This is a genomic window from Fibrobacter sp. UWB3 (assembly GCF_002210405.1).
Lineage (GTDB): Bacteria > Fibrobacterota > Fibrobacteria > Fibrobacterales > Fibrobacteraceae > Fibrobacter.
In genome coordinates this window covers 1-26,068 of the sequence record NZ_MWQJ01000005.1, presented here as the reverse complement: position 1 = coordinate 26,068, position 26,068 = coordinate 1, and the positions used below count along the sequence as shown (strand labels likewise).

Below are 26,068 nucleotides of genomic sequence, written 5' to 3'. Positions count from 1 at the left end.
TTTTACGTCCGTACAAACCGAAAGACAAGTAAATCTAAAATCTGTGGTGTAATATGAGCGATTATACAATTTATTCTGATGATGCTAACAAAGTGCGTCGCTTGATGATGGCCTACCAGGCCAGTGTCAAGTGCGAATATGTTGTTCTTTGCCATCGTGATGGAAACATCATTGCCGAAGTCGGTTCCCTTGGATCTGACCTTGATGCAACGCCCCTTGCGGTTTTGAGTATCGCCGCGTTTGACTCTTCCCGTCAGATTGGGGTGATGCTTGGCGGCGAAAAGTTCCAGTCCGTATCGTTTACGGGCGAGAACCGTTCCGTTTATATTTCTCCAGTGGACCAGTCGCTTTTGCTTGTGCAGGTCTTTAACGGAGGAAGACTCCCGAACCGTATTGAAGACTTTAACCGCTTGCTGGTCGAAAAGCTGGAGGACGCCGTTCCTGCGTTTACGCAGAATACGAGCAGTCTTGTTCGTTAGGAGGTGCTTGTGGCAGGTCGGTTTCCGCCACTGCGAAACTTGCGTAAGACGACTGTCTTGGCGATAGTCGTTTTTCTTGGTTTCTTTGTCCACCGCTTTGTCATGTTCTTTATCGATGACGAAGTTAGTTTTACCGACAATTCCGATATTGAGCTTTCGCCTGCGAATAGTGTCGTTTGCCGCCATATTGTGAATGGGGAGCCGTTTGGCGCCGATAGCGTGTTCGAAGAGAATACGAGACTTTACGTTTTTTCGTCTATTACAAATTCTGCACGTTATCAGGAAGATACCCTGTTCCACATCTGGTTCTTGGGTATTGATACAATCTTTGTAGAATCCTGCAACCTTACGGGTGACGTTTGCAGCTCGATGCTTGCTTCGGACTTGGTCGAACTTGGCGAATGGAGTGTCGATTTGGTGGCTGGCCGTAAGTTGCTTGCGAGCAGGCAGTTCCGCGTGGTGACCCCTTCCCGGTAATTTTGTATGCGGTCTATTCCTTGTCTGGGCCTGCTGTTTGCCAGCTTAGCCTTTGCGTTGGATGTGGATTCGCTCCCGGTCTGGGATCCTTCAATTCTTGAAAGAAATGCTTTAGAAAATGCGCCGGATGCGACGAGTCCTGTTGCGACTATGAATGCGCCGGAGGCCGAAGATTCATCGCGTGCAGAAATCGAGACGCACGGTTACAAGACGATGCTGGTGACTGTGGGCGATGGTGGAACGCAGGTCGATCAGGAACTGCGGCTCTCGATTCAGGGGCACCTTGCCGATAGCGTTTATATTGATGCTCTTTTGTCGGATGTGGACCGCAAGGCTGGGGACCAGACGACGGCAACGCTCCAGGAAGTGGACCAGATTTATTTTCGGGTGGAATCTCCGTATGCGATGTTGCATTTGGGCGATTTGACGTGGACGGACAATTCGATGGGACTTACGTCGTTTAGCCGTTCGACGCTTGGTGCAATGGCGACGCTTCGCTATCATGGCTCCGAGGTGAGTGGCGCGTGGGGCACGGACGAGGTGACGCGTTATTCGCGCTCGTTCAGCGGTGTGCAGGGGCAGCGCGAAGGTTATCATCTCGATGAATCGGGCGGTTTCATTTCGGTAGTGCCGAATTCCGAAAGAGTCTGGTTGAATGGTGTAGAGCTTGTGCGAAACCGCGATTACGAAGTGAATTATGCGGGTGGCCTTTTAGACTTTAAGAACGGGATTATTCCGGGCTCGGATGATGATGTCCGTGTGGAATACGATGCGTACTTGGATAACGATATTTATACGATGTATGCGGCCCGAGGTAGTTTGCGGTTTGAAAATGTGTTCTTTGATGTGTCGGGATTCCATTTGGAAAATGATGTGGACCGCATGCGAAAAAGCACGCTCGATAGCGCCGATTACGAACGCTTGAAAAACGACCGGGGCGGAGAATTGAAAGATTCTTTGGACCAGGATTTGCACCGCCCGAAAATGTCGGAACGCTTGGGAGCACGCCTCCGCCTACAGGCGGAACATCGGTTTTACGCCGATGTCGAACTCGGGCTCAATCGCATGGATTCGAATACAGTTTCAAAACACGTCGGTGGCCCGAGTGGGCGTGCGTTCAGATGGCTTGTGACTACAGACTCGACGCAGAACATGAATGCGTTCCCGGTAGCGCTCTCGGTCCATGGAAATTACGTTCAAGAGGGGTTTGCCATATCTGAATTTGGCGGTACTGAACGGGATTGGGATGCGTATGCACTCCGCAATGAATGGGACTTGGACAGTGCGCTTTTGAAGGGCGACTTGCGCTATGACGAACTTGCGCTCAGGATACGCTTGGGCAAGGATTGGTTTGGAACGGCCAAGTGGGGATACCGCCGTGGCGATGATGAACGCTGGAATTCTTCGCGTTCGGAGTTTATGCTTGTGCATCGCGGTTTGGACGCAACAAGTGAATTTACGGCAGCCTATGTTTCAAGTACACAGGAAGTGGACCAGAAACGTTATCAGGGCACATTCTCTTCGGAATTTTTGCGCGGATTCTTTAGGCCGTTTGGCAGTGGCGATGTGCGCTATTCTGTGCGCGATTCGCTTGGCTATAAGACGGAACGCGGTTATGCAAAGACTGCTGTTGGTGCTACATTGAATGATGACTTGTGGAATGTGAAGGAGGCTGTTGGAACGCTCACCGTGCGCAAACACGATATCTCGGGTCGTGCGGACGGGCGTGCGGAATATTCCCGCGATGAGGACTGGCGCGATTCCGTGAATCTCGTGACATGGACGCAGTCGGCTGAGGCGAACTTCCGGAAGTTTAACCTTTCGCACTTGTTGCAGTATTCGCATGCTGTGACGGATTCTCTGGGCGCCTCGGATTCTTGGGTGGGCGACTTGACGACGAACTTTGGTGGTGACGATATGGGCGTGCAAGGCTCTGTCGCGTACCGTTTCGGTATGACTTCGGAGCAGACTTACACGGCCATTTACAAGGCTGTCGCAAAGGGCACGGGCGATGTGCGTTACGATAGCCTTACGGGCTCTTTTATCGAAGGCGTCGATAACGGTGACTTTGTCTATGAAGGCATGGGCCGTAACGATTCCGTGGGTGCAGTACTTTCGTCAAATGCGACGTTTGAAGCCTCTTTGGAATGGAACCCGGGAGTTTCGCTTGGAATTTCGCAAGGGCTGTTGCGCGATATCACTTTGAGTGCATCGTATCACTCCGAAGCCGAAGATACAACAGGCAAGAAGATTTATTTCCCTCCGGCTTATCCGGCGGCCTTGCGTCGCGTGACGGCGGGAACCGTTTCGTGGGAAGCGAGCCTTGCCTGGGAGCATCCGTCAGGAATTTCTGCATCGTATAACCCGAGTGCAAGTTACGAAAAGAAAATGTCTTCTATCGGGTATTTTCAGGATATGTTCGATCATAAGCTGTCTGCCGGATTTAATATAAACGATAATCACTATGTTGGAGTTGATAATACTTTTGAAAAAGTTCACTTGGGCGCATTGCAAAAACTGGACTGGAACATTTGGGAAATCACGGGCCGCTACACTTGGAAGTTTCCGGCGGGCTTTAGCTTGATGCCTCGTGTGCGCTACAGGGAAGGTTCTGGCGAAGATGATATGGAAGAACGTTTCGGGGCGCATCTTTGGGAAGAGGAACTGCGTGTGGGTTTTGAAAAAGAGGGCGTTGTCGATGCTCATGTGTCGTTTGCGTCAATTCAGATGGACACGCATGATGGTGTGATTCCGTATCAGATGATGTCTGGTTTTGGTGATGGCATTACGTACCGACTTGAGGCGATGGCTTCGGTCGAGGTGAATAACTTCTTGTCGCTTTCGCTCCGCTATGTCTTGCGCTTTGGCGATGCAGAAGAAAATGTGTTCCAAAAACTGGCTACCGAGGCGAAGGCGTATTTCTAGTATGAAGTTGTGGTGGCGAAATATTTTGTGCGTTGTGGCGGTGCTCTTGTTGGGCGCGGTTTGGGGCTATGCGTCCGAGTGCCGTATTGAACGTGTGGAATGGGTGGGGGAGCATAGCGAGTTTGAAGAGCTTTCGATGAATGATGTTGTCGGGGCACCTTGTGGTTCTTGGCGTGCGGCAAAGCAGAAACTGTTGCGCTATTATGAGGACCGTGGGTTTGTTGGTGCTAAATTGGATGTCGCAGTGGATAGTGCTGGCGTCATGCGTTGCGAGTTTGTACGTGGCAGCGCGTGGGTGTGGGCTAGTCCGGAAAATCTTGATTCGGGAGCGACTGATGCTGACGTCTTTGCGCAATTGACGGGGCTTGAAATTGGCGAAAAAGTTTCGCTTTCGGATTTGGAGCGCTCGGAGCGCAGGCTCTCGCGATTGGGCTATTACGAAAAGACTGCCGATGTGCGCTTGTTCCGCGATCCTGTGCGCAACCGCATTATCCCGGCATATTCCATGCGGGCGGCTCCGATTTCTGCAGCCGAAGGATTCCTCACGTATTCGAGCGATGAGAATGTCTGGGAAGGTAAGATCAATCTCGAATTGTTCAACATCTTGGGGACGGGGCGCGATTTGCAGATGGAGGGCTATTCGCAGAGCGATTCTAGACGGCTAGAAGGCTCGTATCGCGAACGCTTTATCTTTGGGACGGCCTGGGATGTGCTTGTGCGCGGGTTCTTTGAAGACGATTCGCTGTCACGCGATTCGCATTTGGAACTTGGCGTGTCGCGAAATGTGGGCTTTAACTTTGATGTGGCGGTATTCGTGGGCATTGGCAATGACGAGAAAAGTTCGACGTTTGAACTTTCGTACGTGTCGTTTGACCGGAGCGTTTTGCCTCGGAGCGGAACGTCATTTGATTTGTCTCTGGCGTGGATGATGGACCGCCCGGATTCGCTTGATAGCTATTTGCGTTTGCAATCATCGCTTGTGTATTACTTGCCTTTGTGGAAGAACTTTATTGTGCGTTACTCGGCAGCGGCTGGCGCGTTGCTCCCGTCGGGGGGCTCGTTTGCGCGCGAGGACTTGTTTAGCCTGGGCGGCATCAATTCGTTCAAGGGGATGATGTATGGCTTTATGCGGACGCGGGCGTACGGTTTTTCGCAGGCCGCGTTCTTATGGCAGGATGGCTACGATTTGTCGATTGAGCTTTTCTACCAGCCGGGGATTTATAGGCGGATGAAGCCGTTCCACGGGTGGGCGCGCGAGCACGATTATGGCATCGGGTTTACGCAGTACCGCAAGGCCTGGAGCTTTAGCATTTACTATGCGCTCCGCAATGGGTGCGATTACCTAGACGGTGTGCTAGGTTTTGGCGTGAAAACGCTGTTTTAACGGTCTTGTGTGACTGGATAACGTCATGCTGAGCGAAGCGAAGCATCCAGTGACATCTAGGGTGTTGAAAACGAGACTGGATTCTTCACCCTATCGGGTTCAGAATGACGACTTACTGCTTAGAGTCGCGGAACGCGGACTTTGTCGCCGGCGTTGAGGTGCTCGAGCATGACGCCCGGGTTCACGGACTGGAGGGCCGAGAGCACGTAGAAGCGGGGGAGGTTTTGTGTGCCTGCGCCATACGTTCTGCGGAGGAGCTTGAACAGGTCTTCGCCATCGTTAGCGGTGACGACTTTGTAAAGCCCCTTGTTCGACGGGTCGGACTGCAAGGCGGAGAGCGCGTTCGAGAACTTGGCGACGAAATTTTCGGCGTTGTTGCTCGGCTTCGTGGCTTCAGCGGCTTGCTTCACCTGTTTAGGCGGTTTGCTGAGCCCGGATTTGCGGCTCGTGCTCTTTCCGGTGACGGACGGCGGGAGCTTGAATGTCGGCGCCTTGAATGCGTTCATCTTGAGGCTCACGTCGGCGGTATCTTTGCCTTTTTTGACCGGTTCGAGCTTCAAAATGGAGTCCAGCGAGGCGATGTAGTTGCTGTCGGGCCATTCTTCGAGCACCATGCGCTTGTTCACCTCGACAATTTTGGCAGTCGGGTGGTCGTTTCCGCAGGCAATCAAAAGCAAAGAACTGAGCAACAATAAAGATTTCATGCTATAAAAAATACTAAAAATGAGGTTGCAACTTGCCAAAATCCTAAAAAACAACTAAATTTTGGCTCTCAACAATTACTTCACAGGAAGTTTTATAATGAAAGAAGGTATCCACCCTAATTATCAACCGGTCGTGTTCGTCGATGCGAATACGGGTAAAGAATACATCACCCGCTCCACGAAGTCTTCCGCCGAAAAGAAGACTATCGATGGTGTTGAATATAACGTGATTTCCTTGGAAATCACTGCTGATACCCATCCGTTCTGGACGGGCAAGCAGCATCGCGTGGATACGGCTGGCCGTATCGACAGCTTCAACAAGCGCTATGGCGGCGGTGCTAACATCACCTCTGCAAAGCGTAAGACTCGCAAGGCTGCTCCGGTCAAGGCTGAAGAAGAAGCTTAATCTTCTTAAATTTTGGGGCCTCCCTAACTAGGGAGGCTTTTCTCTTATTTAACCCTGAGGACGCAAAATGAAAAAACTTAGCATTTGTGCCGCTGCCATCATCGCTCTTGCTATGACGGCTTGCGATAACGGTAAGACTGGTACCATCGAAGGTGAAGTCCGTGATGCTTTCACCAACAAGCCGTTGGAAATGCCGACTGTCGGTATGGACTCCACGATTTACACCACTCTTTCCAAGAAGTACGAATTCAACCAGGAACTCCGCAAGGGCAAGTTCAAGTTCGTCAAGGTTCCGGTTGGCGCTTACAGAGTTTATGCTGGTCGTTCCAAGTATGTGAAGACCCGTATGAAGATTGAAACGACGGAACAGAATCCGAACGCTTCTCTCATTCTTTACATTTACAGCGCCCAGGTTGATCCGGGTCTGTACCAGGGTACTCCGGAAGGCCCGCTCAAGATTGATAACAAGTGGGTTGTCTACTCTACGAACTGCGATGAATCTATCGCTGGTTACCGCTTGACTATGCCGCAGCAGCAGGCTGGTGATGCAAAGGCAAGCCTTGCTGAAAAGATTGGTGTCAAGAAGAAAGGCAAGAAGGGCAAGAAGGCTAAGAAGGCCGCTCCGGTCGCTCAGGTCGCAGCTGCTGTGACGAACCTCCCGGATCCGCGTGTTGTCGATGGCAAGCTCGAAGTGTTCTACCACAACTCTTCTTCTGTGTCTACCGCAATTACGGCTAAGACCTATCCGGCTGTCGTCGCTCCGATCGCTTCTCACAAGGACTGCAAGGGCTTTGGCGCAGGCGAAACGAAGGGCGTGTTCCCGGTCAAGGATAAGGCAACCGATCTCAAGGTCGAATACGTTGCTGAAAACCTCTTCAAGATCTCTGGCAACCTCCCGAAGGGCAAGCAGATTATTCAGCTTTCCCAGGACGGAAAGACTCTCCAGACCTACTATTTCGAAGCTAAGTAATTCGGAATACGTTTGAAATTGAAAGACGCTCGGTTCTTTGGACCGGGCGTTTTTTTGCAAATCATAAAAATTTTACAATAAAAATGTGGGCCGAAATCGCGAAAAATGCGTGTTAATATAATGGGTAGGGGATGTTCCTTACCATTATAAGGACATGCAAATGGCTAATGAAACTATCAAAAATGAAACATTTTTAGGGGATACTCGCGAGTTTTGCGAACGGCAAAAACTTGAGGAAATTAAGAAACAAAAATACCTTGACCCGCTTTACGATGCCGCTTTCAAGGCGTTCTTGAGCGACGAACAGGCTCTCGTCAGCTTTTTGAACGGGGTATTCCACTTGGGGGGCGATAACAAAATCAAGTCTGTCACGGTCAAAAATACTGAAATCAACATTATCTTTCCGCAGGTCAAAACGTTCAGACTGGATATTCGTGCGAAAACCGCGAACGGGTTTTGCATCAATGTGGAGATGCAAAAGGCTAAGCCTCTTCATTTTGTAGAGCGGGTATTGCTTCAACATAGTGCGTTTTTGCTCCAAAGCAAGTACGAATTGGACCAAGAAACTTTTGCGGGACAGTCTACTAATCTCTCCGATGCGGAACGTGCAGAGCGTGAATCTCGTCGCTATGAAATCCCACCGACTTTTGCCATCTGGATTTGCGATTTTGCCATCCAACAGCAGGATGACTATCGCGGCACTTGGGCCATTCGCAACGATAAGGGCTTGACGATTTCCGATAAGGTTAAGTATATTATATATGACTTGACTAGGTTTGACAGGTCTGAGGAGCAAGTTGAGACCGATGAGGATCGCTGGCTATTTTTGCTGAAACACGCAGGTAGCGCCCTATCACTCCCGGATTTTGGCGATGAGACTATTGCGAAGGCAATTCATCGAATCTTGGTTGACAATGCTTCGGAAACGCTTTTAAGAGAACAGGTAAAGAGTATGGTTTTGACGGAAGAAGAACAGGATTATCTCGCCTGGATTAAGATGAAAGGAGTTAATTTGGGTGCCGATAAAAAGGCGCGCGAGATGGCAACGAAAATGCTGTTGAAAAACGAACCTATTGGTAAAATTATTGAATATACAGAACTTTCTGAAGCTGACATTGGGGCGATTAAATCGGAAATCGATCAAAAGTAATTAACGAAAAGCCGGCGAAGCCGGCTTTTCGTTTTATCAAAACTTAACTGGATGGGGGTTGGATGCAAGATTTCACTGGATCCTTCACGGCTTACGCCGTTCAGGATGACGAAAAGTGGTTACGCGCCGGCAGCCTCTAGTCTCGCTACATGGCAATAAGCCAACTCTTTAGTTTTCTCGTCACGTAAATGTAGGCTGGAGCCTTCGCAGTAGCGCCAGTATTTGCAGGTCTTGCAGTCGCCGATTTTAGCCCAGCTGCGGTCGCGCATCACCTGGTAGCGGTTCTGCCACACGTCCCAGAGGTCGTCCTTGTAGATGTTGCCTTGGATGTAGTCGCCGCGCAAGCTCGGGCAAGCCGAGATGCTTCCGTCGCAAAGCACGGAAGAGACGTTTACGCCGGCGCGGCAGAAGAACGGGTAATTGCGCGCGTCTTTCTCGTAGCTGCCGAGGAATCCTTCGCAGCCATAATTCACGTTGATGACGTTCATCGATTTTACTTCGCGGATGAAGTCGAACACTTGGCGGAATTCCTGGTTCGTGAGCTGGAACAGCGGATTGTCCTTGGCGCGACCCTTCGGGAATACGGTCGCAACGCGCCAACGCTTCACGCCGATTTTCAAAAGCAAGTCGAGAATCTTCGGGAGTTCCTTGAGGTTCTCGCGGTTCACGCAGGTCATCACGTCGAAGGTAATTCCTTGCGTATGGGCGGCCATGTCGATGGCGCGCAGCGCGCGTTCAAAGCTATGCGGGTCGCCGCGGAAATGGTTGTGGTTTGCTTCGAGACCGTCAAGGCTGATCGTGAGCGAACGCAGCCCGGCGTTCAAAAGGCGCGAGTAGCGTTCGGGAGTCATCGCAAGTCCGTTTGTGACCATGCCCCAGGGGTAGCCGCGCTTCTTGATTTCTTGGCCGCATTCTTCGAGGTCCGGGCGCATGAGAGGTTCGCCGCCGGTAATCACCACGATAAAGTGCTTCGGGTCGATGTGCGGGGCGAGCTTGTCGAGTACGCCCATGAAATCTTCGCGGGGCATGTCGGGGATGGCGTCCTTGACGCAGTCGCTACCGCAGTGCAAACAGTGCAAGTTGCAGCGGAGTGTGCATTCCCAAAAAAAGTACGTGAGCGGGTGCGCCTTGATTTCGTTGTGGCGGTAAAGACGATAAGCTTCAAGAGCGAGTTTCTTTTTAAGCGAAAGTTGCATAAATCCTAATAATTTTCTTTGGTGTAATATTTCTTGTCGAAATCTTTTTTGGTGTAGGTTGTTTTTTCGCCTTGCTTGTTGGTGCAATCCATATTGGTGTCGCCTTCGGTTCTGCGGCAAGTAACTCCGTCATTGCAGGTGTATTTTAAAGTGCATTTTGAATCTACACCGTATTCGGGGCACATGGCGTCAAAATCGCAAACCGTCAGATCCGTGTTTGGGTTTGATGTTGCAAGGCATTCTTTGACGGTCTGCTCGATTTTCTTCAACTTGTCTTCGTAAATCTTTTGGCATTCCTCGTCTAGCGCGGGCTTGTTCTTTTCCCATTCCTCTTTCATTTTCAGGTAATCGAGGTATTCCTGAGTGGGGCGGGTCGTGCCGTCGCTGCAAACTTCGTCTGTGTGGAGCCTGACCGGAGCGCCGTATAGAGCAACAAACCTGTCGAGTTCCTGGCGCAATTTGGCAAGGCACTGCGGGACTGTTTGCAATGTATTTTGGATGCTGTCGATTATGCTGACGCCTGCACGTTTTGCCTTTTCTTCTGCATTCATCTTGGCGATGTCGGCGGAAAAGGAGGGCTGGTAATACGTTATGAGCGAATCGCCGAGTGTGCAAGTTACTTCGCCTGCGCTGGAGCTTGACGAAACGCTTTCGCTTGAACTAGACGATTCTGAACTTGAAGATGCGACTGTTTCGCTGGAACTGGATTCGCCGAGGCTAGAACTAGATTCGACGGCGCTGCTGGAGCTTGGCGCGTTAGAACTAGAGCCCTCGTCGTTGCTGCTGGAGCTGGATTCGATGCCCGAATCGTTGTCGCATGGGCAACCTGATTCCGTGACGCTGTCGCCGTTACACCCCGCCCAAAAGAAGGCGGTAGTCGTGAGTAAAAGATTTTTCCAATGCTTGCGAATGTTCATTCTGGTTCCTTTACATCGTATTTTTCTTTAAATTCATCTTCGGTGTATGTCGTTTCGTGCTCTTGTTTGTCATAGCAAGTCACGTCGGTTTGGCCTTCGTCCTTGTAGCAAGATACGCCATCATCGCAATTGTAATAATAGGTACACGGGTCGCGCTTGTAAAAGGTACACTTGGTCGAGTCATGAGATTGGTAATCTTCTGGGTTCTCGCAAACGTAAAAATCAATTCCATATTCTGGACAGGCTCCACCTGAAAAGGTGCAGGTTGCTTTTACTTCGCTTGAAGCAGCGTTGTCACTGCAGCCATTCCAGAAAAATGCTGCGATGGCGAGAAAAATTTTTTTCCAGTGCTTGTAGAACATTTTTAGTTTCCTTGCGATTCCGAATCTAGGCCGTCTTTGTTTTTCTTGTAGATTTTTCTGAAGCTGCTATCGTCGTAGACGATTCCGTCGTTGCATTCGTAAAATTTTGCGGGGTAATACGGAATGCCGTAATCGAGACAAACCTGTGTAAGTTCGCCGTGTATAGTGTCGGTAACGCAACCGCCATCGTAATAGGGATCTTTGACGATGATTTGTTTTTCAGTGCAGGTGTATCCGTTTTCGCAAGTGACCGTAGAATCGTTTTCAGAGGTGACTTCGCAATCCATTTGCGGCACGCCGTAGGCGGGCATAGGCAATGGTTCGGAACTGCTTGATATTTTATCTTCGCTGCTGGAGCTTGAGTTTTGTATTTCTGAACTGCTGGAATATTGTGGAGGGGCGCCGTAAAGGGGCGGTTCCACCGTGGTGGAACTGGTGTCGCAACTGGCCCAGAAAAATCCGGTGATTGCAAGTGAAATCTTTTTCCAGTGTTTGTAAAACATTTTTAACTCCTCATGCCCTCCAGGGGCTCACACTCCTATAAATATATACAAAATAAGTCTCAAAATGCTCCAAAACGGCGATAAAACTCGTGTGCCGAATACTTTTTGTTGCATCTGTTGCATATAGGCTTGCTATAAGGTGTTTCGAGTCGAAAATTCGCCCTGCCGCGTTCGTATTTTGCGTATAAAAGTTATATTTAGGGCACTATGAAAAAAGAAACGTTAGGAAGGGACGGTGTAAAGCCTAAGTCTTTGCGTCAGTCCTTTATGGAATGGAAGAATTCCCTTCATTGGGATAAACCTCAGAATATCATGTTGGTGGTTACGGCAACCGTGCTCGTATCTGCTTTCCTCGTCTTTAACAACTTATCCGTGGCCTATGCACGCCGTTGGGATATCGAGTGGGGTTATTACTCGATTCTTGTAACGTTCCTGCTACTTGTGGCGGGTATTGTTGTCAATGCTCCGTTTGTTGCAAAAAATATTCGCGGCTACTTGCCGAGCGGCAAGAGCTTTTGCGGGCTTGCGCTTTTGCTCATCGTGTTCTCGGTATTCATTTTCGGGAACATCGGCAATTCGCACCGTGTTTTGAGTGACGAGACGAGCTGGGAATCGATGGGCCTCCAGATGTATTTCCAGCATACAGGCGGTGTCTGTAACGAAGGCGTCTGGACGGATGGCGTTCTCGATTGCAAGACCGAAGTGAACAACTTCAAGGGCAAGGCTCTTGGATTTGTCTATTCGCTTGTATTTAACTTCATGGAACCGAATCGCGATTCGGCGCTGATGGTGAACTATCCGTTCTACATCTTGAGCTTGATTGCGTTCTTCCTTGCGCTTAGCAAGTGGTTCAAGAGCGATAAGCTTGCGCTTGCGGCGACGGCGTTCTTGGGTGGTATGCCGATTTACCTGTTGCAGTCGCGCTCGGCATCGACCGAAGTCCTCTACATCCTTTTGCTTGCGGTACTCATGGCATGGTATGCGTTTGTGCCGACGAACAAGGTCACGTGGAAGCATTTCCTTTTGACGGTTCCGTTGCTTGGATTCTTTGCACAGACTCGTCAGGAAACCGTTTTTGCGTTTATCCCGTTTGCACTTTACTATTACCGCTATTTCCTTGAAAAGTCCTATCGCTTGCCGGCGTTTGTTGCGGCTGTCATTGCGGTGAGCTGGCCTTCGATTAACACGATGGCTGCGTATCGCGGTTACGATTTTCAGGGCGGTACGCATGCGGCGCACTCGTTTGAAAACTTGTGGTTTAATCTCAAGACGAATATCGAAGTGATGATGAACCTCAAGCCGGATGCTGCGTTTGGCGGTATCATGGAAAATCCGTTCTACACGACATTTACCGTGATTTTGCTTTTGGCGACGGCTTGGCTTTTGTTCCGAATGATTTATTCTCGCCGTTACGTGCGCGGGTTCATTCTGGGCATCACGTTCTGCATGCAGATTTTCGTGATTCTTTTGAACGTGTCCGGTACGTTTACGATTGACATCAACCAGCGTTATGTGCTTGTGGCGCTCCCGCTATTTGCGCTTTTGATGGCGCTTGGCCTTTATGATGCGCTCGTGTTTACGACGAAGATGAAACGTGATGCGGCTGCAAAAATTGTGGCCGGTGTGGCTTGCCTCTTGTCTGTCGGGTTGATGGTTTACCATGCCCCGAGCTACAAGGCGAACATGCTTTATTACAAGAACAAGCTCCTCATCGAAGAAGATTTCTTGAATACGGAGCTTGCAAAGTATCCGAAAAATTCTGTGTTCATTTACGCAAGACCTTGGCAGATGCTTGCTTCGGGACATACCTCGTTTAGCGAAAACACTTTCAAGAACTGGAGTACCGAAACATTTGCTGAATGGTTGCAGAAGTCTGGCGGCAATATTTATCTCGTGCGTGGTCAGGATGGCTATGGCTCGGTGAACCGCAATAGCCGCGTGGTCGGGTTCAAGACGACGGATCAGATTGACGATATTCTCAGCAATTACAAAAATGAACGTGTGCTGATGGAAGCTCGCTTGTTCGGCTATGGTCTTGCTATTTACAAGATTATTTCGAAGAAGGGCGTGTCGCATTACGCACAGAACTTCATGGTGACCGAAGAATCGAACGGCATGATTGTGGCGAACAAGCTGTTCCCGGAATCGATTGCTTGCGACTACAAGTTGAACGACAAGGATCAGGGCGAAATGCTCGTGTCGAACAAAGCGGATACGCTGGTCTTGGATTCTTCGAAGATTCGCGCCGGCATGAACCGCGTTGTGCTGAGCTGCTCGATGCCGGACGGAGATACGCTTGTGACGTATCGCGACTTCTTTGTCGATGGCGAGAATGTGGCGCTTTTGTCCAAAATGAAGATGGGCAAGTTCTTCCAGGAATGGGGCGAACCGCAGATGAACACGACTGTTGAACATCATAAGCTCACGATCGATGGTGAACCGTTCCGCTACGGTATTGGTAGCCACGCCAATTCGGCTATTGAATTCCCGCTTTCTCGTAATTACGACTGGCTGAATGTGGTTATCGGCCTTGACGATGAAAGTGCTTGCGGTGATGGTGCCTTCTTTGTGGTTGAAGCGGATGGACGTGAAATTTACCATTCCAAGAAGCTTTATACGACCGATAAGGAACGCTTGAAACTCGACGTCAAGGGCGCAAAGTCGATTAATTTGCGTGTACTGATGGGTAAGGATAAGGACTGCGACCACGGCGACTGGGCTCATGCCTGGCTTGAGGCTGAAAAGTGAAAGTCCTTGTAGCTCCGCTGGATTGGGGACTTGGGCATGCGACTCGTTGCGTGCCTGTTGTCCGCGAATTCTTGCGGGCGGGGGCCGAGGTGGAACTTGCTGTAGTCAAGGCGAACGCAAACTTTTTCCGTGAGGTATTCCCGGATTTGCGACAGCGCTTGGCTCCGAGCTACAACATTGTCTACCCGAAGCACGGCTACAATATGGCGCTTTGGCTGCTCAAGAATAGCATGCATCTGAATTCTGTCATGCGTTACGAGCATCATTTTGCCGAAGAGATGGTCGACCGTCATGGCTATGATGTGTTGTTCTCGGACAATCGTTTTGCGTTCTATTCCAAGAGGGCTTATAGTATTTACATGACGCACCAGCGCAGGATTGCGTTCCCGCGGGCGTTTGCGGCGTTTGAACGTATTGGTGTGATGTGGCATGCGAACATCATGCGCAAGTTCGATGAAGTCTGGGTGCCGGACTTGGAAATTTATCCGGGCTATGCGGGGTCTCTTTCGCATTCGGGTGCGACGCCGGGCGATAAGCCGATGCGTTACGTTGGGACGCTTTCGAGATTCTCGGACTGGGATGCAGGCGAGAATGCTAGGAATGCGCTTGGGAGTGCGCTTGGAAATGTGCCGGCGCCGGTCGATCTGGAGCGTGATGTGGACTTGATGAGTGTGTCGGAATTTATGGCGCACTCGGCGAACGTGGAATGGAACGCAGCTTCAGAAGAGCGTGCTTCTGGAAAGCAAACTTTTGGAATGCGAGCTCTTGGATTGCGCGCGGCCTACAAGGTTGTGGCGGTTGTGTCGGGTGTGGAGCCTGCACGTACGCAGTTCGAACAGCAGCTGCGTGATGCATTGGCGCAGATTCCTGGTCAGCACATGATGATTCTCGGGAAGCCTTCGGCGGAGCAAAAAACGTGGACCGAAGGGAATATCGAGTTCCACACGCACTTGGCAACGAACGATTTCACCGAAGCCGTGAAACGTGCCGATTTTGTGGTGAGCCGAGGCGGTTACAGCACTGTGATGGACATGGCGGAACTTGGTGCAAAATGTATCTTTGTACCGACGCCAGGTCAGTTTGAACAGATTGTCCTCGCTCACGATTTGTCGAAGGCGGGTTATGCCGTTGAAATTCCGGCAGATGAACTTTCTGCTGAAACGCTCACAAGCGCTTTCGAAAAGTCCGTGAAAATGCCGAAAGTCGAAAAGCAAAATTTGCTTCACGATGCGGTTGAAGATGTTGTTCGAAAATTTAAAGAGAGGTCGATATGAACCAGTTCGTTTTAGCTTTCCCGATTCCCGTTGCTGTTGATGAACCGTTTGCCATTACCGAAACGGTTCAGGTGAATGCGGATACCAAGACGTTGATGATTCCTGGTTGCAGTGTTCAATTTGACGTTGTACGCCAGCCGGCTTCTCCAGACGTTCTGGAAATTTTCAAGGAACGCAATGATTTGACGGAAGACGAAGAGAAGGCTATTGTTGCACACAAGTCGCTTTTGTTCTTGCTCGGGAACGTAAAGACGATGGACGATGTTGAAATGGTAAATTCCGCCATTTTGAAGGTTCTCAACGCGAAGGCTGCGGGCGTTTATATGCAACAGTCTGGCACGGCCTGGACCGCGAAGGCTTTTGAAGAACAGTTCGGCGATTGCGATTATGCGATGGACCCGTGGATTAACATTCTTGATTCGGGTGATTCGCTTTATACGCTTGGCCTGGCTGTGTTTACGTTGCCGGACTTGTGCATCTCGAATACGATTGAAGACCCGGAAGAGGCTCTCTTGATGGCTGCAGATAGCTTGTTTGGCGATGGCATCCCGGCAAAGTCTGGAAGCGTCATTGACTGGGGCGAGGGCGAAAAATACGTGCTCCGTCAAGAAACGAAGACGCTCTTCTCCAAAGATGCCCCTGAGTACAACAAGCAGGGTGTTCTGAGAATCGTGAAGAAATAACGCGCTCGCGGGCGACGAAGTCAATAGAAGGGGAGCTTATGGCTAATGTTTTAAAGTTTGAATCGATTGATAACGCGCGACAGCTCGGCGGGATTCCGGCGGGCGGTTCCCATGTCAAGCACAATTTGCTTTTTCGCAGTAGCAATTTGTCCAAAGCGACGGAACATGATTTGCACCGCTTGCGCGATGATTTTGGCGTTCATCTGGTAATTGATTTACGTTCTGACTTTGAATACATGCAAAAGCCGGACAAGCTCCTCGATGGGATGGATTCCGCTTTGATTCCTGTTTTGGACGATTCCATGCATGGTGATGCGTTTAACAAGGATCAAGTGGTGCCTGCGACGGGCGTGGACTTTATGGAATTCCTTTTTGGCATTGCCCGCCATCCGATTGCAAGTACGTTAAAAGACAAACTCTATAATTATTTTGTCGATAGCGATTATGCGAGCAAGCAGTATGCAAAGGTCTTTGAGACTATTCTTGCGCAAAAAGGCGCTCCAGTGCTGTGGCACTGTACTTCGGGCAAGGATCGTTGCGGCTTTTGCTCGGCGTTGATGCTTGCCGCTCTCGGTGCTGATGATAACGCTATTTTAGATGATTACGCGGAATCCGAAAACTCGTACCGCAAGCCGCTAGAGGCTATGACTGCTAAAGGTCGTGAATCGGGAATGACGGAAGAGCAACTCGACATTCTGCATTTCTTGGTGAGTGTCAAGCGCGAGTATCTTGAAATTCCGCTCAATCGCATTAATGCGGAATGTGGTTCGCTATTGAATTTTATCACGCAGCGGATGCACGTACCCACCGCGACAATTGACGCACTCCGGGAATATTATTTGGAATAATTGTTGCATCTTCGTCATTCCGAACATTCCGCACTCTCGTCACCCTGAGCAATCTACTCGCTTCGTCATTCCGAACGAAGTGAGGAATCCAGTCATTTCTCGTTTCGCAATACAAGACTTTACTGGATTCTTCACGGCTTCGCCGTTCAGAATGACGTTATACAAGACTTTACTGGATGTTTCGCGACTTTGTCGCTCAACATGACGCAAAAAGAAAAACGCAGGCCCGAAGGTCTGCGCGTTTTTATTATCACATTCTTGTTTATGCGATAGAGTCGAGCGGTCTCCGTGAGCAACAAACTCCTCGTATTAACGAGGAGTGGTTGCGAGAGCGAGGCGAAATCACATTCTTGCTTATGCGATAGAGCCGAGCGGTCTCTTACAGTTCCGGCTGCTTGCCGGTGAGGCGCACGAAGATTTCTTCGTACTTGGCGAGCGTGTTCTTCACGACGTCTGCCGGAATTTCCGGACCCGGGTAGGTCTTGCCCCAGTCGAGTGTTTCGAGCCAGTCGCGAACGTACTGCTTGTCGAAACTTTCCTGGTTCTTGCCTACCTGGTACTTGTCTGCGGGCCAGTAGCGGCTGGAGTCCGGAGTGAGAACTTCGTCGATGAGGATGGTTTCTCCGTCGATTTCACCGAATTCGAACTTGGTGTCGGCAAGGATGATGCCCTTGCTTGCGGCGTAGTCGCGGGCCTTCGTGTAGATGTCGAGGGACATGTCACGGAGAGTCGTTGCAACCTTTTCGCCTACGATATCGAAAGTCTGTTCGAAGCTGATGTTTTCGTCGTGGCCTACGTCCGGCTTGGTGCTCGGCGTGTAGAGCGGTTTTTCCAGCTTCTGGCAGAGCTGCAGGCCTTCCGGGAGAACATGGCCGCAGATCTTACCGGTCTTCTGGTAGTCCTTCCAGCCAGAACCGACGATGTAACCGCGCACGATGCATTCGACGGAGTGGCGGTGAGCCTTCTTCACGATCATGGAACGGCCGCGGAGGTAGTCGGCGTGCTTCTTCAAGACTGCCGGGTATTCGTTCACGTCGGCGGTGATGAGGTGGTTCTTCATGCCGAGGTGCTGGAACCAGAACAGCGAAAGCTGGTTGAGGATTTTGCCCTTACCAGGAATCGGGGTGGGGAGCACCACGTCAAAAGCGGAAAGACGGTCGCTAGCGACCATCAGGAAGCTGTCGCCGAGGTCGTACATGTCACGTACTTTACCCTGGTGGAACAGCGGAACTTCGGTAATGGGAGTATCAAATTTTAAGCTCATAGTGCAAGCAAATGTAGAAAAAGTAGCTGTTTGTAGCTAGTTCCGAGAGGCTAGAAATAAGAAAAAAAGTGATATTAGGACTGATTCTTTTTTATATTGAATCCAAAAGAGGTGAAAATGGATTTCTTGCGGATTTTGATTTTGTATGCGTATACGCTTTTTGTGTCCTTTCTCTTGATTGTCCTGATTGGATTGCTTTATAAAACAAAGACGAAAAAGGCTATTGTTCGTGTGACGTCTAGGGTGCTCGTGTATTTGTATAGCATATTTTCTTTGAGCACTGTCGCGGCTTCGGATCGTTTTATGGGGTTGAATGGTGATGAGGTCGTCCATAGTATCATTTGCATGATTATCTATATGGCAGCGTTGTTGTACGCGGTTGCCAAGAACGACCCGAATGCACATAAAAAGGTTGAATTGCATCTCAAAAAAGCAAAATAATTTTTGGGGGATTTTTTCACGAGCTGGTTTAGACCAGCTTGTTTTTTATGCAACGGTTTGATGTAGGTGTATTTCTGGCGCAGTCCTTTTAGATGTTATCCGCGTTGACGATATTCCTAACGGTGATTTTTTAACAAAGATAGCAGTGCTAAAAAGCCTCCCTTCGGGGAGGCTTTCATGCTTTTATGCTTTGGGTGAATTCTTGATTTCCATTTTCTTGTGGTACATGCTTTCGTCGGCGCGCTTGAATACATTGTCGACGGTATCGCCGGGCTTGTATTCTGACATGCCGTAAGCGACGGAGTAGCGTTCCCAAGGCTTGCGTGACTTGTTGTTTCGAGTCTTTTTAAATTCCGATTCGATAACCTTAATTAACTTGTCCTTGTTCTTGTAGTCGCTGTTTTGCAACAAGACGACAAATTCGTCGCCACCGACTCTGTAAATGGGGGATTGCTTATAAATGTTGCAGAATATATGGCAACAGCCTAAAATATATTTGTCTCCGCAGTCGTGTCCATAGTGGTCATTGACGTCCTTGAGGTCGTTGAGGTCAATCATGACAAAGCCAAATGTTGTGCTGCCCTTTTCGATTTGTTCTTGCAAAGTATCCTTCATCTTGTCGTAGGCGACTTTGCTGTTGACGTGGGTTAACGAGTCCTTGAAGGCAAGCTGCGTCATGTCTTCGGCTTGTTCCTGGGCGGAACGCGCCTGTTCTTCGGCTTCTAAAAGACCTTGTACGTAAGTGCGCATGTCTTGGGACATCTGCGAAATAGCGTTCGAAAGCGATTCGACTTCGTTGTCGGTGTGGATGTCCGGTGCATCGAAGATAAGCTCGTCGGGTGACTTTTTGCCGCGACTCTTCTCGGCAAAATGACGGGCGCTCTTTTCGAGTTCAAGAATTGGCCCGGTCACGTTGCGACGCAACCAGATAATCAAAATCAGCGCAAATAGCAAGCCTAAACCGAGTGAGAGTACAACGTTATAGACAACGTAGCTGTTGACTGTCTTGTGGAGTTCGGCGATGGAAACGTCTGCACAGATGACGCCGAAATGCACACCTAACGAATTGACGTATGGTTTACAGGCGGTGTAGGCGGGGCCCCATTCGGAATCTTCTTCGAAGTATGAGATTTCATCCTTCGTCATGGCCTTGGCGAATTTTCGAATTTCAGAAAGTTCATACGCGTCAGTTGGTTCCAGTAACTTCATGTCTTCTTCGCCACGTTCACGTTCTGCTTTGCTTGTGGCCGAGCAGATATTGTACATGGAATCGTTACGCACGAAAAGGGAGTAGAGGTAGAACAGTTCGAAGTCGTCGACCATGCCGTTGAGCAACTGTTGCACATCGTTGTATTTTTCGGTCTTTTGGCCGGTGATGGTGTTTTGGTAAAGGTCGTCGAGGTCTATGCGGTTGGTGGCGTAGTTCAGGATGTTGCTGAGCTTGTCATCGTAACGTTTGTAAAGCGACTGAGAGTAGGTGAGGTAGGCCTGGATCGAAAGCAAAAAGCACATGAATGCAATAAAGACGGCGCTACCAAGAATAAGACTTCTATGAATCGTTTTCTTATGAGTCATTTCGTTCTCCTTCGAGGTAAAAAATAAATCTTTAGGAGCAAAATGGATATCTAAATGCGAAAAAAGCGTTCCAATCCGGAACGCTTTTCTCGATTGTTAAGGGTGATTCCCGCTCGGTGGCGGGAATGACAACTTGAGTTTACTTGTACAAGAGAGCGAAAATCATGCCCGGACGGAAGTACTTACCAGCGGTGTACTTGAGTGCCGTGCTGTGGAGGAGCGTGAAGAGCTCGTTCACATCGACCTTATTGCTCTTGGCAATGGCGCCGAATGATTTCGTGAAGGCGGCGAGATTGCGCGGAAGCTTCGGGCTGATGCGGGAGTCGGCGAGGAGTGCGCCCTTCTTCAGGAGCTCCTTGTGCATCTTGTCGGCGGCAGTTGTGCTGAGGCCGAACTTTGCAACGAGTGCTTCCGGGTGGAGGCGGCAAGAACCGTTGAATCCTTCCGGTGCAGCAAACGGAACGCGTGCTTCGTCATAGAGGTTTCCGATCATGGAATCGGCGAGCACGGAGGCTTCCTTTTCCAAACCGTGGAACATCATGGCGGTCATGATGCTGTACTGAATGCCAATCCAAACGTCGTGAGCCTGGAAGTTGAATTCGTCGAGCGGAGAACCGTCCTTATGAACAAGGTTTGCAGCACCGATGAGCGGGCTGTTGGCCTTATAGTTCGTATTGAAAATTCTGAGCAAGTTAGACTTTGCCTTTGCGCTGTCCGTAATCGGTTCGAGGTCCAGCAAGCGGAGGTAAGTGTCTGCAAGCATCGTATCGGCGAACACATCGTCGCAGTCGTTAGCAATCTTTGCTTCCCAGCTCTTGGTGAAGGCTTCCTTGCACTGAGCCGTAATCCAAGCCTTCTTGAGGCCACGGAGTTCGTTCTTGGAAAGGTCTTCGCCGTCCGGGATTTCGCCTGCGCAGAGCCATTCGTTGATGGCCTTCACGCCTGCGTTCGGATCTTCCGGGAGTTCCAAAGAAACCTTCACGGCTTCGCGGAGTTCGGCGTACTTTTCGACGTTCAAGTCCTTCATTTCCATCGGAGTGATGAAGAAGCGGAAGTAGCCTTCGTTTTCATCCCAGAGGGATTCGGTGAATTCCTTGTTGGCTTCTTCGGACTTGGCGTTCCACTTGGCTGCCTGATCGTTATCGCCGAGGAGCTCAGCAATCTTTGCGGCAGCGCGGAGGCCTGCAATCCAGAGGGAGCCGCAGTAAACGGAAATGCCGTAGCTGCAGAGGTTGTCGAACGTGTCGTCAGTACCGTGCGTGAGCGGGAAGTTTTCGCCCGGGTTCACCATCTTTTCGAGGTATTCCATGGCGGCGTAAACGGCTTCCTTACAATCGGCGAGGCACTGCATGTCCTTCGTCTTGTGGTAGTGACGGTAGACCATGAGCACGTATTTCGGAGCGAGGTCCTTCCATTCCTTAACATTGTGCCAGTCGTAGGCATCCGGTTCGGCGTCGAAGGGGCTACCGAGGTCGTGAATCACGGCGCCACGCACAGCGCGCGGGCCTTCAAGCTTCGGGTCCGGGAGGTCGGCGTAGGGGAGGTTCACAAATTCGTGGTGGCGGCGACGGTTGTCGTTCACGGCGAGGATAGCATCGCCAAAGCGCTTCATCACAACGCCATCGAGGCGTGGCATGAGGGCGAGCAAGCTAAAGCTGCCGTAGAAGTAAACGTCGAGAGAGTTGAAGAACGGATAGTCGGCGCATTCGCGAACGAGGAAGCGGTCTTCCTTGTCCCACACGGTGGCTTCGGCGAGGAAGCTGAGCGTGTTGATGGCGAGGCTCTTGAATTCAGCCTGCTTGGCGGCAGTCTTGTAGAGCTTGGCAACCGGCTTCTTCGGAACGAGGTTTTCAAATGCCTTGAGGCGATCATCGAAAGTCTTGTCGGCAGCGAGAGCTTCCGTAAGGAGGGCGACCACGCGGCCATATGCTTCCGGGTAGAATGCGGTGTACTTCTTGGCGGAAGTGAGCTTGTTCAGCTTGATTTCCGGGAAGTCGAGCACCATGTTGAACTGGAAGGAGACCTTCTGCTTCGGCTTGAGGACTGCGGTAACGGCGATGGCGCCGGCAATCGTTTCACGGCCGCTGTAAACATTCTTGACCCAGGAATTGGCAACGCGACCGCTCTGGAGTGCAGCCTTCAAGACGGACTTGGCGTCATCCTGATAGAACATCGGCTTCACGGAAACATTGAGGTTGTCCTTCTTGTTCCAAGCCACGCTCACGCCCATGCAACCGTTGAAGTCGCTTTCGGCGAGAGCCTTTTCGTTATAAAATTCGATACCGCGAACAGAGCGGCCATCTTCGAGTTCCTTGTCGAACTGCACACCCTTCGGGAAACGTGCGGCCGGAACGAGAACAAAGCTAGAGTCCTGAACGCCCTGGCGGTCCTTCTTGGCCATGTAGCCCGTGATGCTGTCCTGAATCTGGACAATCGTCACTTCGCGGGTTTCCTTAGTGTTGTTTTCGAGCGTGAAGACGGTGGCGTTCACCGGGAGGCTGGAGAGGCGTTCGTCGCCCGGAGTCACATAGCTGGACTGCGTCTTGGTGATGGCGACACCCTTGCCTTCGTAAACGGTTTCGCTGACCGGATAGAGGGCTGTGTACTTCATCTTGGCGGCGTCATAACCCGGCTGGCCGAGGAATTCGCTGTCGTTTGCCCAAGCGGCGGTGAGGGCGCCTTCGCGGGCTGCCTTTTCGCCAACCATGCCGTCGAAGAAGTCGATGAGCACGGCGCGGTTGATGGCGGCAGAGTCCTTGCCTGCGGCGATCAAAGCTTGGGTGCGGTCGCTGAACTGGATGTGCCAGCGTTCAAAAGCGGCCTTGTTCGTTTCGAAGAAAGTCTTGTCGGCGAGAACCTTGTTGAGCTTGGCTTCGGCTTTCTTCTGGTCCTTCATGTCGGCGTCGCCGAAAACGCGTGCGCCATTGGCGTCGAGGAGCGGGAAGTTGTTGTTGTAAATGCCGAATGCGGCGAAGTTGCCGATCACGAGAGCGGCCTTTGCGCTGAGCACAGCTTCCTTGAAGAAGAAGTTGTTGAAGCGGAGGTCAGACGGCTTTTCGGTGCGAACCTGAACACCCGGCATCACGTTCATCACGGGAGTCGTGCCCGCAGGCGTTGCGGTAAACGTAGAACCAATACCACCCACTGCAATACCCGTCGTCGAAGGCGTGGTAGAAAGCGGAGTGTACCAGGGCTGGATAAATTCCACTGCGAGGCCCGGGGTCATCAATTTTTGAACGGTTCCGGCTTGTTTTGCACCGGCGAGATAATCTTTAATGCTCATAATGAGGTCCGATATTTAAAGGTTTATACAGGTGGAAAGATAGTAAATGAGTAGACGGTAGGAAGTAGGCAGTAGGCAGTAGACGGTGGGCTGAATTGTCATCCTGAGCGAAGGGCGTAGCCCGAAGTCGAAGGATCTAGTAAAGTCTTGTATTGCGAAACGAGAATTGACTGGATTGGGCTATGCCCCAACTCTTTGGCTCGGTTATATCCATGCAAGCATGGCTACAACACTCGCCTTCTGAGTTGTCCTCACTTCGTTCGGAATGACGAGTGTAAAACAAGAAATAACTGGGTCCTTCGTCACGTTGTTCCTCAGGACGACGTAGAATTTTCACTCTTTTTACATGAAACGTTTTTGATTTGAATTATTTTTAGGGTATGACTAAGTTGATTGCTCATATGCTTCCCGGCGTTTTCCTCATCGTCGTGTTTTCCCTGTTGAAAGCTTACGTTATCCCAGCTCACGTGACTTTTGAGTCGTGGTTTGTCTACGTCAATTTTTTAGTCTGGGTCGTCTGCATAACGGTCCCGTGCGTCATCTATTATCTCCGCACCCCACCCGGAATCGACCACAAATAGTTATATTTGGCCCATGTTTAAAATTGGCGTCATGGCTTCCGGCGGTGGAAGCAACTTCAAAGCGATTATTGATCACATTGGCGAGGGTGACCTCGAAGCCCAGTGCAAGTTTTTGATTACGAACAACGCGGGTTGTGGTGCTGTGCATCATGCCGAAGAATTCGGAATCCCGGTGCATCACATTTCGGGTAAGACTCATCCGGATCAGGCGGCGTTCGAAGCGGCTATGCTTGAAGTTCTCGACAAGTACAATGTAGACCTTTTGATTTTGGCGGGCTACATGAAGGCGCTCCCGCTTTGCATGCTCAAGCGTATGACGGACCGCATTTTGAACATTCACCCGTCGCTGTTGCCGAAGTTTGGCGGTAAGGGTTTCTTTGGGCATCACGTTCATGAGGCTGTGCTTGCCGCGCACGAAACGGAATCGGGCCCGACGGTGCATCTCGTGAGTGAAGAAATTGACCGCGGTCGCATCTTGGCGCAGACCAAGGTTCCTGTGATGCCGGACGATACGGCCGATACTCTTGCCGCCCGTGTCCTCGTGCAAGAACACGCTTTGTACTGGAAGACTATTCGCGACTACGCCAAGTCGCTGGGTTTGCGTTAATGTCATCCTGAGAGCTTCTTGAACCGCGTCATGTTGAGAGGCTAAGCCTCGAAACATCCAGTGAAGTCTTGTATTGCGAAACGAGAAATGACTGGATTTCTCACTTCGTTCGAAATGACGGAGAAGCGGAATGTAACTGGACCCTTCGCTATGCTCAGGGTGACGAGTGCGAGATGTTCAGAATGACGAATGCTAATCGCAGAAAATGACGATGAAGCGTTTTGTGTTGCTCCTACATTATCTAATTTTTGGCTTATGAAATTCAAACTGCCCGCATTTTTGGAAAACATTGAATCCCCGGTAGAAGGGGAGGTGGCGCTGCGCAAATTTGCTGCGGAGAATTCCGCGATTGTCGTGGGCATTGACGAAGTTGGGCGTGGACCGCTCGCGGGTCCTGTTGTGGCTTGTGCTGCGGTGCTCAAGTCGCCCGATGCACTCTTGACGCTGAACGATTCCAAAAAGCTTTCTCGCCCAAAGCGCGAAGCGATGTTTGATGCGGTTAAGGACGCCTGTGCATGCTATGCGATTGCAAGTGCTAGCGTCGAAGAAATTGACGAAATCAACATTCTCGAAGCGGACTTCTTGGCGATGCGCCGTGCCTTGCAAGCGCTTGGATTCCCGGGCCTCAATGAAACCGCCCCCGAAATTCCCATCGAAGTCAAAGGCTCTTTGAAAGATGCCGCAAATGTCATCCTGAATGAATCGCAGCGAAATGAAGGATCCAGTAACGGTTTCCCTAACATCCTCATTGCTGTCGATGGCAATCTCAAAATCGATAAGATGCCGCAAGACATCCAGATGCCCATCGTTAAAGGCGATGGGCGCATCGCAAGCATCTCGGCCGCTTCGATTCTCGCGAAAGTATTCCGTGACCGCTATATGGATAAATTAGAAGAATTTTATCCGGGTTACGGCTTCGACAAACACGCCGGTTACGGCACCAAGGCTCATCTCGACGCCATCCGCCGCCAAGGCTTCACACCAGCCCACCGCAAAAGCTTCCACCCCAAAAGCTTGTAACGTTTTCTATTGCGTCATCCTGAGGGCTGAAAGCCCGAAGGATCCAGTAAAGTCTTGTGCTGCGTCATTCTGACGCCGAAGCGTTTAGCGTCATGTTGAGAGGCGTAGCCTCGAAACATCCAGTAAAGTCTTGTATTGCGAAACGAGAAATAACTGGATTTCTCACTTCGTTCGAAATGACGGAGAAGCGGTAATAGAATGACGAGAGCGCTGAACGTTTTGGCTGTCATTCTGACGCCGAAGCGTTTAGCGTCATGTTGAGAGGCGTAGC

Annotated in this window: 23 protein-coding genes; 14 read left to right on the top strand and 9 right to left on the bottom strand. The window is 50.5% G+C overall.

What is annotated here, in order from left to right; translation table 11 throughout:
* Positions 1-53 precede the first annotated feature (53 nt).
* Genes B7991_RS07185 through B7991_RS07170 form a run of 4 tightly spaced genes read left to right on the top strand, consistent with a single transcriptional unit; the run spans position 54 to position 5,265 of the window.
* Positions 54-479 carry a roadblock/LC7 domain-containing protein gene (locus B7991_RS07185; RefSeq protein ID WP_088630218.1) on the top strand — a complete coding sequence of 142 codons (426 nt, stop codon included), beginning with the start codon at positions 54-56 and terminating at the stop codon, positions 477-479.
* Between the two features lie 9 nt (positions 480-488).
* Positions 489-956, top strand: a complete 468-nt coding sequence (locus tag B7991_RS07180; protein WP_088630217.1) for a hypothetical protein — start codon at positions 489-491, stop codon at positions 954-956.
* Positions 957-962: 6 nt separating this feature from the next.
* A complete protein-coding gene (locus B7991_RS07175; RefSeq protein WP_088630216.1) occupies positions 963-3,881 on the top strand; it encodes a hypothetical protein in 2,919 nt (972 codons plus the stop codon).
* Between the two features lies 1 nt (position 3,882).
* Positions 3,883-5,265 carry a BamA/TamA family outer membrane protein gene (locus B7991_RS07170; protein ID WP_088630215.1) on the top strand — a complete coding sequence of 461 codons (1,383 nt, stop codon included), beginning with the start codon at positions 3,883-3,885 and terminating at the stop codon, positions 5,263-5,265.
* A gap of 119 nt (positions 5,266-5,384) precedes the next feature.
* Here the strand turns inward: B7991_RS07170 and B7991_RS07165 are convergent, their stop codons facing one another.
* Positions 5,385-5,969 (bottom strand): hypothetical protein, encoded by a 585-nt coding sequence (locus B7991_RS07165; RefSeq protein WP_088630214.1) that lies wholly within the window; start codon positions 5,967-5,969, stop codon positions 5,385-5,387.
* A gap of 97 nt (positions 5,970-6,066) precedes the next feature.
* On the opposite strand from B7991_RS07165, the gene B7991_RS07160 reads away from it, so the two are divergent.
* The 3 genes from B7991_RS07160 to B7991_RS07150 all read left to right on the top strand — a co-directional run bounded on the left by B7991_RS07160 (position 6,067) and on the right by B7991_RS07150 (position 8,495).
* Positions 6,067-6,375 carry a type B 50S ribosomal protein L31 gene (locus tag B7991_RS07160; RefSeq protein WP_012820063.1) on the top strand — a complete coding sequence of 103 codons (309 nt, stop codon included), beginning with the start codon at positions 6,067-6,069 and terminating at the stop codon, positions 6,373-6,375.
* A 67-nt stretch (positions 6,376-6,442) separates the two neighbouring features.
* The gene (locus B7991_RS07155) at positions 6,443-7,345 is read left to right on the top strand and encodes a hypothetical protein (protein ID WP_088630213.1); all 903 of its coding nucleotides are present in this window, start codon (positions 6,443-6,445) and stop codon (positions 7,343-7,345) included.
* Between the two features lie 160 nt (positions 7,346-7,505).
* The gene (locus B7991_RS07150; protein ID WP_088630361.1) at positions 7,506-8,495 is read left to right on the top strand and encodes a PD-(D/E)XK nuclease family transposase; all 990 of its coding nucleotides are present in this window, start codon (positions 7,506-7,508) and stop codon (positions 8,493-8,495) included.
* Positions 8,496-8,614: 119 nt separating this feature from the next.
* Here B7991_RS07150 and B7991_RS07145 read toward each other — a convergent pair whose 3' ends face one another.
* From B7991_RS07145 to B7991_RS07130, 4 genes are read right to left on the bottom strand one after another with little or no spacing between them, the layout of a single operon-like run.
* Positions 8,615-9,691, bottom strand: a complete 1,077-nt coding sequence (locus tag B7991_RS07145) for a TIGR04133 family radical SAM/SPASM protein (RefSeq protein WP_088630212.1) — start codon at positions 9,689-9,691, stop codon at positions 8,615-8,617.
* 5 nt (positions 9,692-9,696) lie between these two features.
* The gene (locus B7991_RS07140; protein ID WP_088630211.1) at positions 9,697-10,608 is read right to left on the bottom strand and encodes a hypothetical protein; all 912 of its coding nucleotides are present in this window, start codon (positions 10,606-10,608) and stop codon (positions 9,697-9,699) included.
* On the bottom strand, positions 10,605-10,970 hold the full coding sequence (locus B7991_RS07135) for a hypothetical protein (RefSeq protein ID WP_088630210.1): 366 nt from the start codon (positions 10,968-10,970) through the stop codon (positions 10,605-10,607). Before B7991_RS07135 ends, B7991_RS07140 begins: the two co-directional genes overlap by 4 nt.
* Before the next feature lie 2 nt (positions 10,971-10,972).
* Entirely contained in the window at positions 10,973-11,473 is a 501-nt protein-coding gene (locus B7991_RS07130) for a hypothetical protein (protein WP_254917876.1), read from the bottom strand.
* Between the two features lie 207 nt (positions 11,474-11,680).
* Here B7991_RS07130 and B7991_RS07125 point away from each other — a divergent pair, with 207 nt between their 5' ends.
* The 4 genes from B7991_RS07125 to B7991_RS07110 are packed head-to-tail and all read left to right on the top strand — an operon-like array spanning position 11,681 to position 17,026.
* A complete protein-coding gene (locus tag B7991_RS07125) occupies positions 11,681-14,221 on the top strand; it encodes an NPCBM/NEW2 domain-containing protein (RefSeq protein ID WP_088630209.1) in 2,541 nt (846 codons plus the stop codon).
* Positions 14,218-15,495, top strand: coding sequence for a glycosyltransferase (locus B7991_RS07120; protein ID WP_088630208.1), 1,278 nt, complete (start codon positions 14,218-14,220; stop codon positions 15,493-15,495). The genes B7991_RS07125 and B7991_RS07120 overlap by 4 nt, the downstream gene beginning before the upstream one ends.
* Positions 15,492-16,178 (top strand): hypothetical protein, encoded by a 687-nt coding sequence (locus B7991_RS07115; protein WP_088630207.1) that lies wholly within the window; start codon positions 15,492-15,494, stop codon positions 16,176-16,178. The genes B7991_RS07120 and B7991_RS07115 overlap by 4 nt, the downstream gene beginning before the upstream one ends.
* Positions 16,179-16,216: 38 nt before the next feature.
* Positions 16,217-17,026, top strand: a complete 810-nt coding sequence (locus B7991_RS07110) for a tyrosine-protein phosphatase (protein ID WP_088630206.1) — start codon at positions 16,217-16,219, stop codon at positions 17,024-17,026.
* Positions 17,027-17,405: 379 nt separating this feature from the next.
* Here the strand turns inward: B7991_RS07110 and B7991_RS07105 are convergent, their stop codons facing one another.
* The 3 genes from B7991_RS07105 to B7991_RS07090 all read right to left on the bottom strand — a co-directional run bounded on the left by B7991_RS07105 (position 17,406) and on the right by B7991_RS07090 (position 23,589).
* A complete protein-coding gene (locus B7991_RS07105; RefSeq protein ID WP_072828256.1) occupies positions 17,406-18,290 on the bottom strand; it encodes a phosphoribosylaminoimidazolesuccinocarboxamide synthase in 885 nt (294 codons plus the stop codon).
* 624 nt (positions 18,291-18,914) lie between these two features.
* Positions 18,915-20,306, bottom strand: coding sequence for a GGDEF domain-containing protein (locus B7991_RS07095; protein ID WP_088630204.1), 1,392 nt, complete (start codon positions 20,304-20,306; stop codon positions 18,915-18,917).
* 139 nt (positions 20,307-20,445) lie between these two features.
* The gene (locus B7991_RS07090; RefSeq protein ID WP_088630203.1) at positions 20,446-23,589 is read right to left on the bottom strand and encodes a GH116 family glycosyl hydrolase; all 3,144 of its coding nucleotides are present in this window, start codon (positions 23,587-23,589) and stop codon (positions 20,446-20,448) included.
* Between the two features lie 380 nt (positions 23,590-23,969).
* Here B7991_RS07090 and B7991_RS07085 point away from each other — a divergent pair, with 380 nt between their 5' ends.
* From B7991_RS07085 to B7991_RS07075, 3 genes are all read left to right on the top strand, one after another.
* On the top strand, positions 23,970-24,170 hold the full coding sequence (locus B7991_RS07085) for a hypothetical protein (RefSeq protein WP_014547299.1): 201 nt from the start codon (positions 23,970-23,972) through the stop codon (positions 24,168-24,170).
* Between the two features lie 13 nt (positions 24,171-24,183).
* Positions 24,184-24,777 carry a phosphoribosylglycinamide formyltransferase gene (gene purN, locus B7991_RS07080; protein ID WP_088630202.1) on the top strand — a complete coding sequence of 198 codons (594 nt, stop codon included), beginning with the start codon at positions 24,184-24,186 and terminating at the stop codon, positions 24,775-24,777.
* A gap of 255 nt (positions 24,778-25,032) precedes the next feature.
* Positions 25,033-25,797, top strand: a complete 765-nt coding sequence (locus tag B7991_RS07075; RefSeq protein WP_088630360.1) for a ribonuclease HII — start codon at positions 25,033-25,035, stop codon at positions 25,795-25,797.
* 14 nt (positions 25,798-25,811) lie between these two features.
* On the opposite strand, the gene B7991_RS14985 is transcribed toward B7991_RS07075, so the two are convergent.
* Positions 25,812-26,068: hypothetical protein (locus B7991_RS14985; protein ID WP_217898048.1), on the bottom strand; the 257-nt coding region annotated here is incomplete at its 5' end.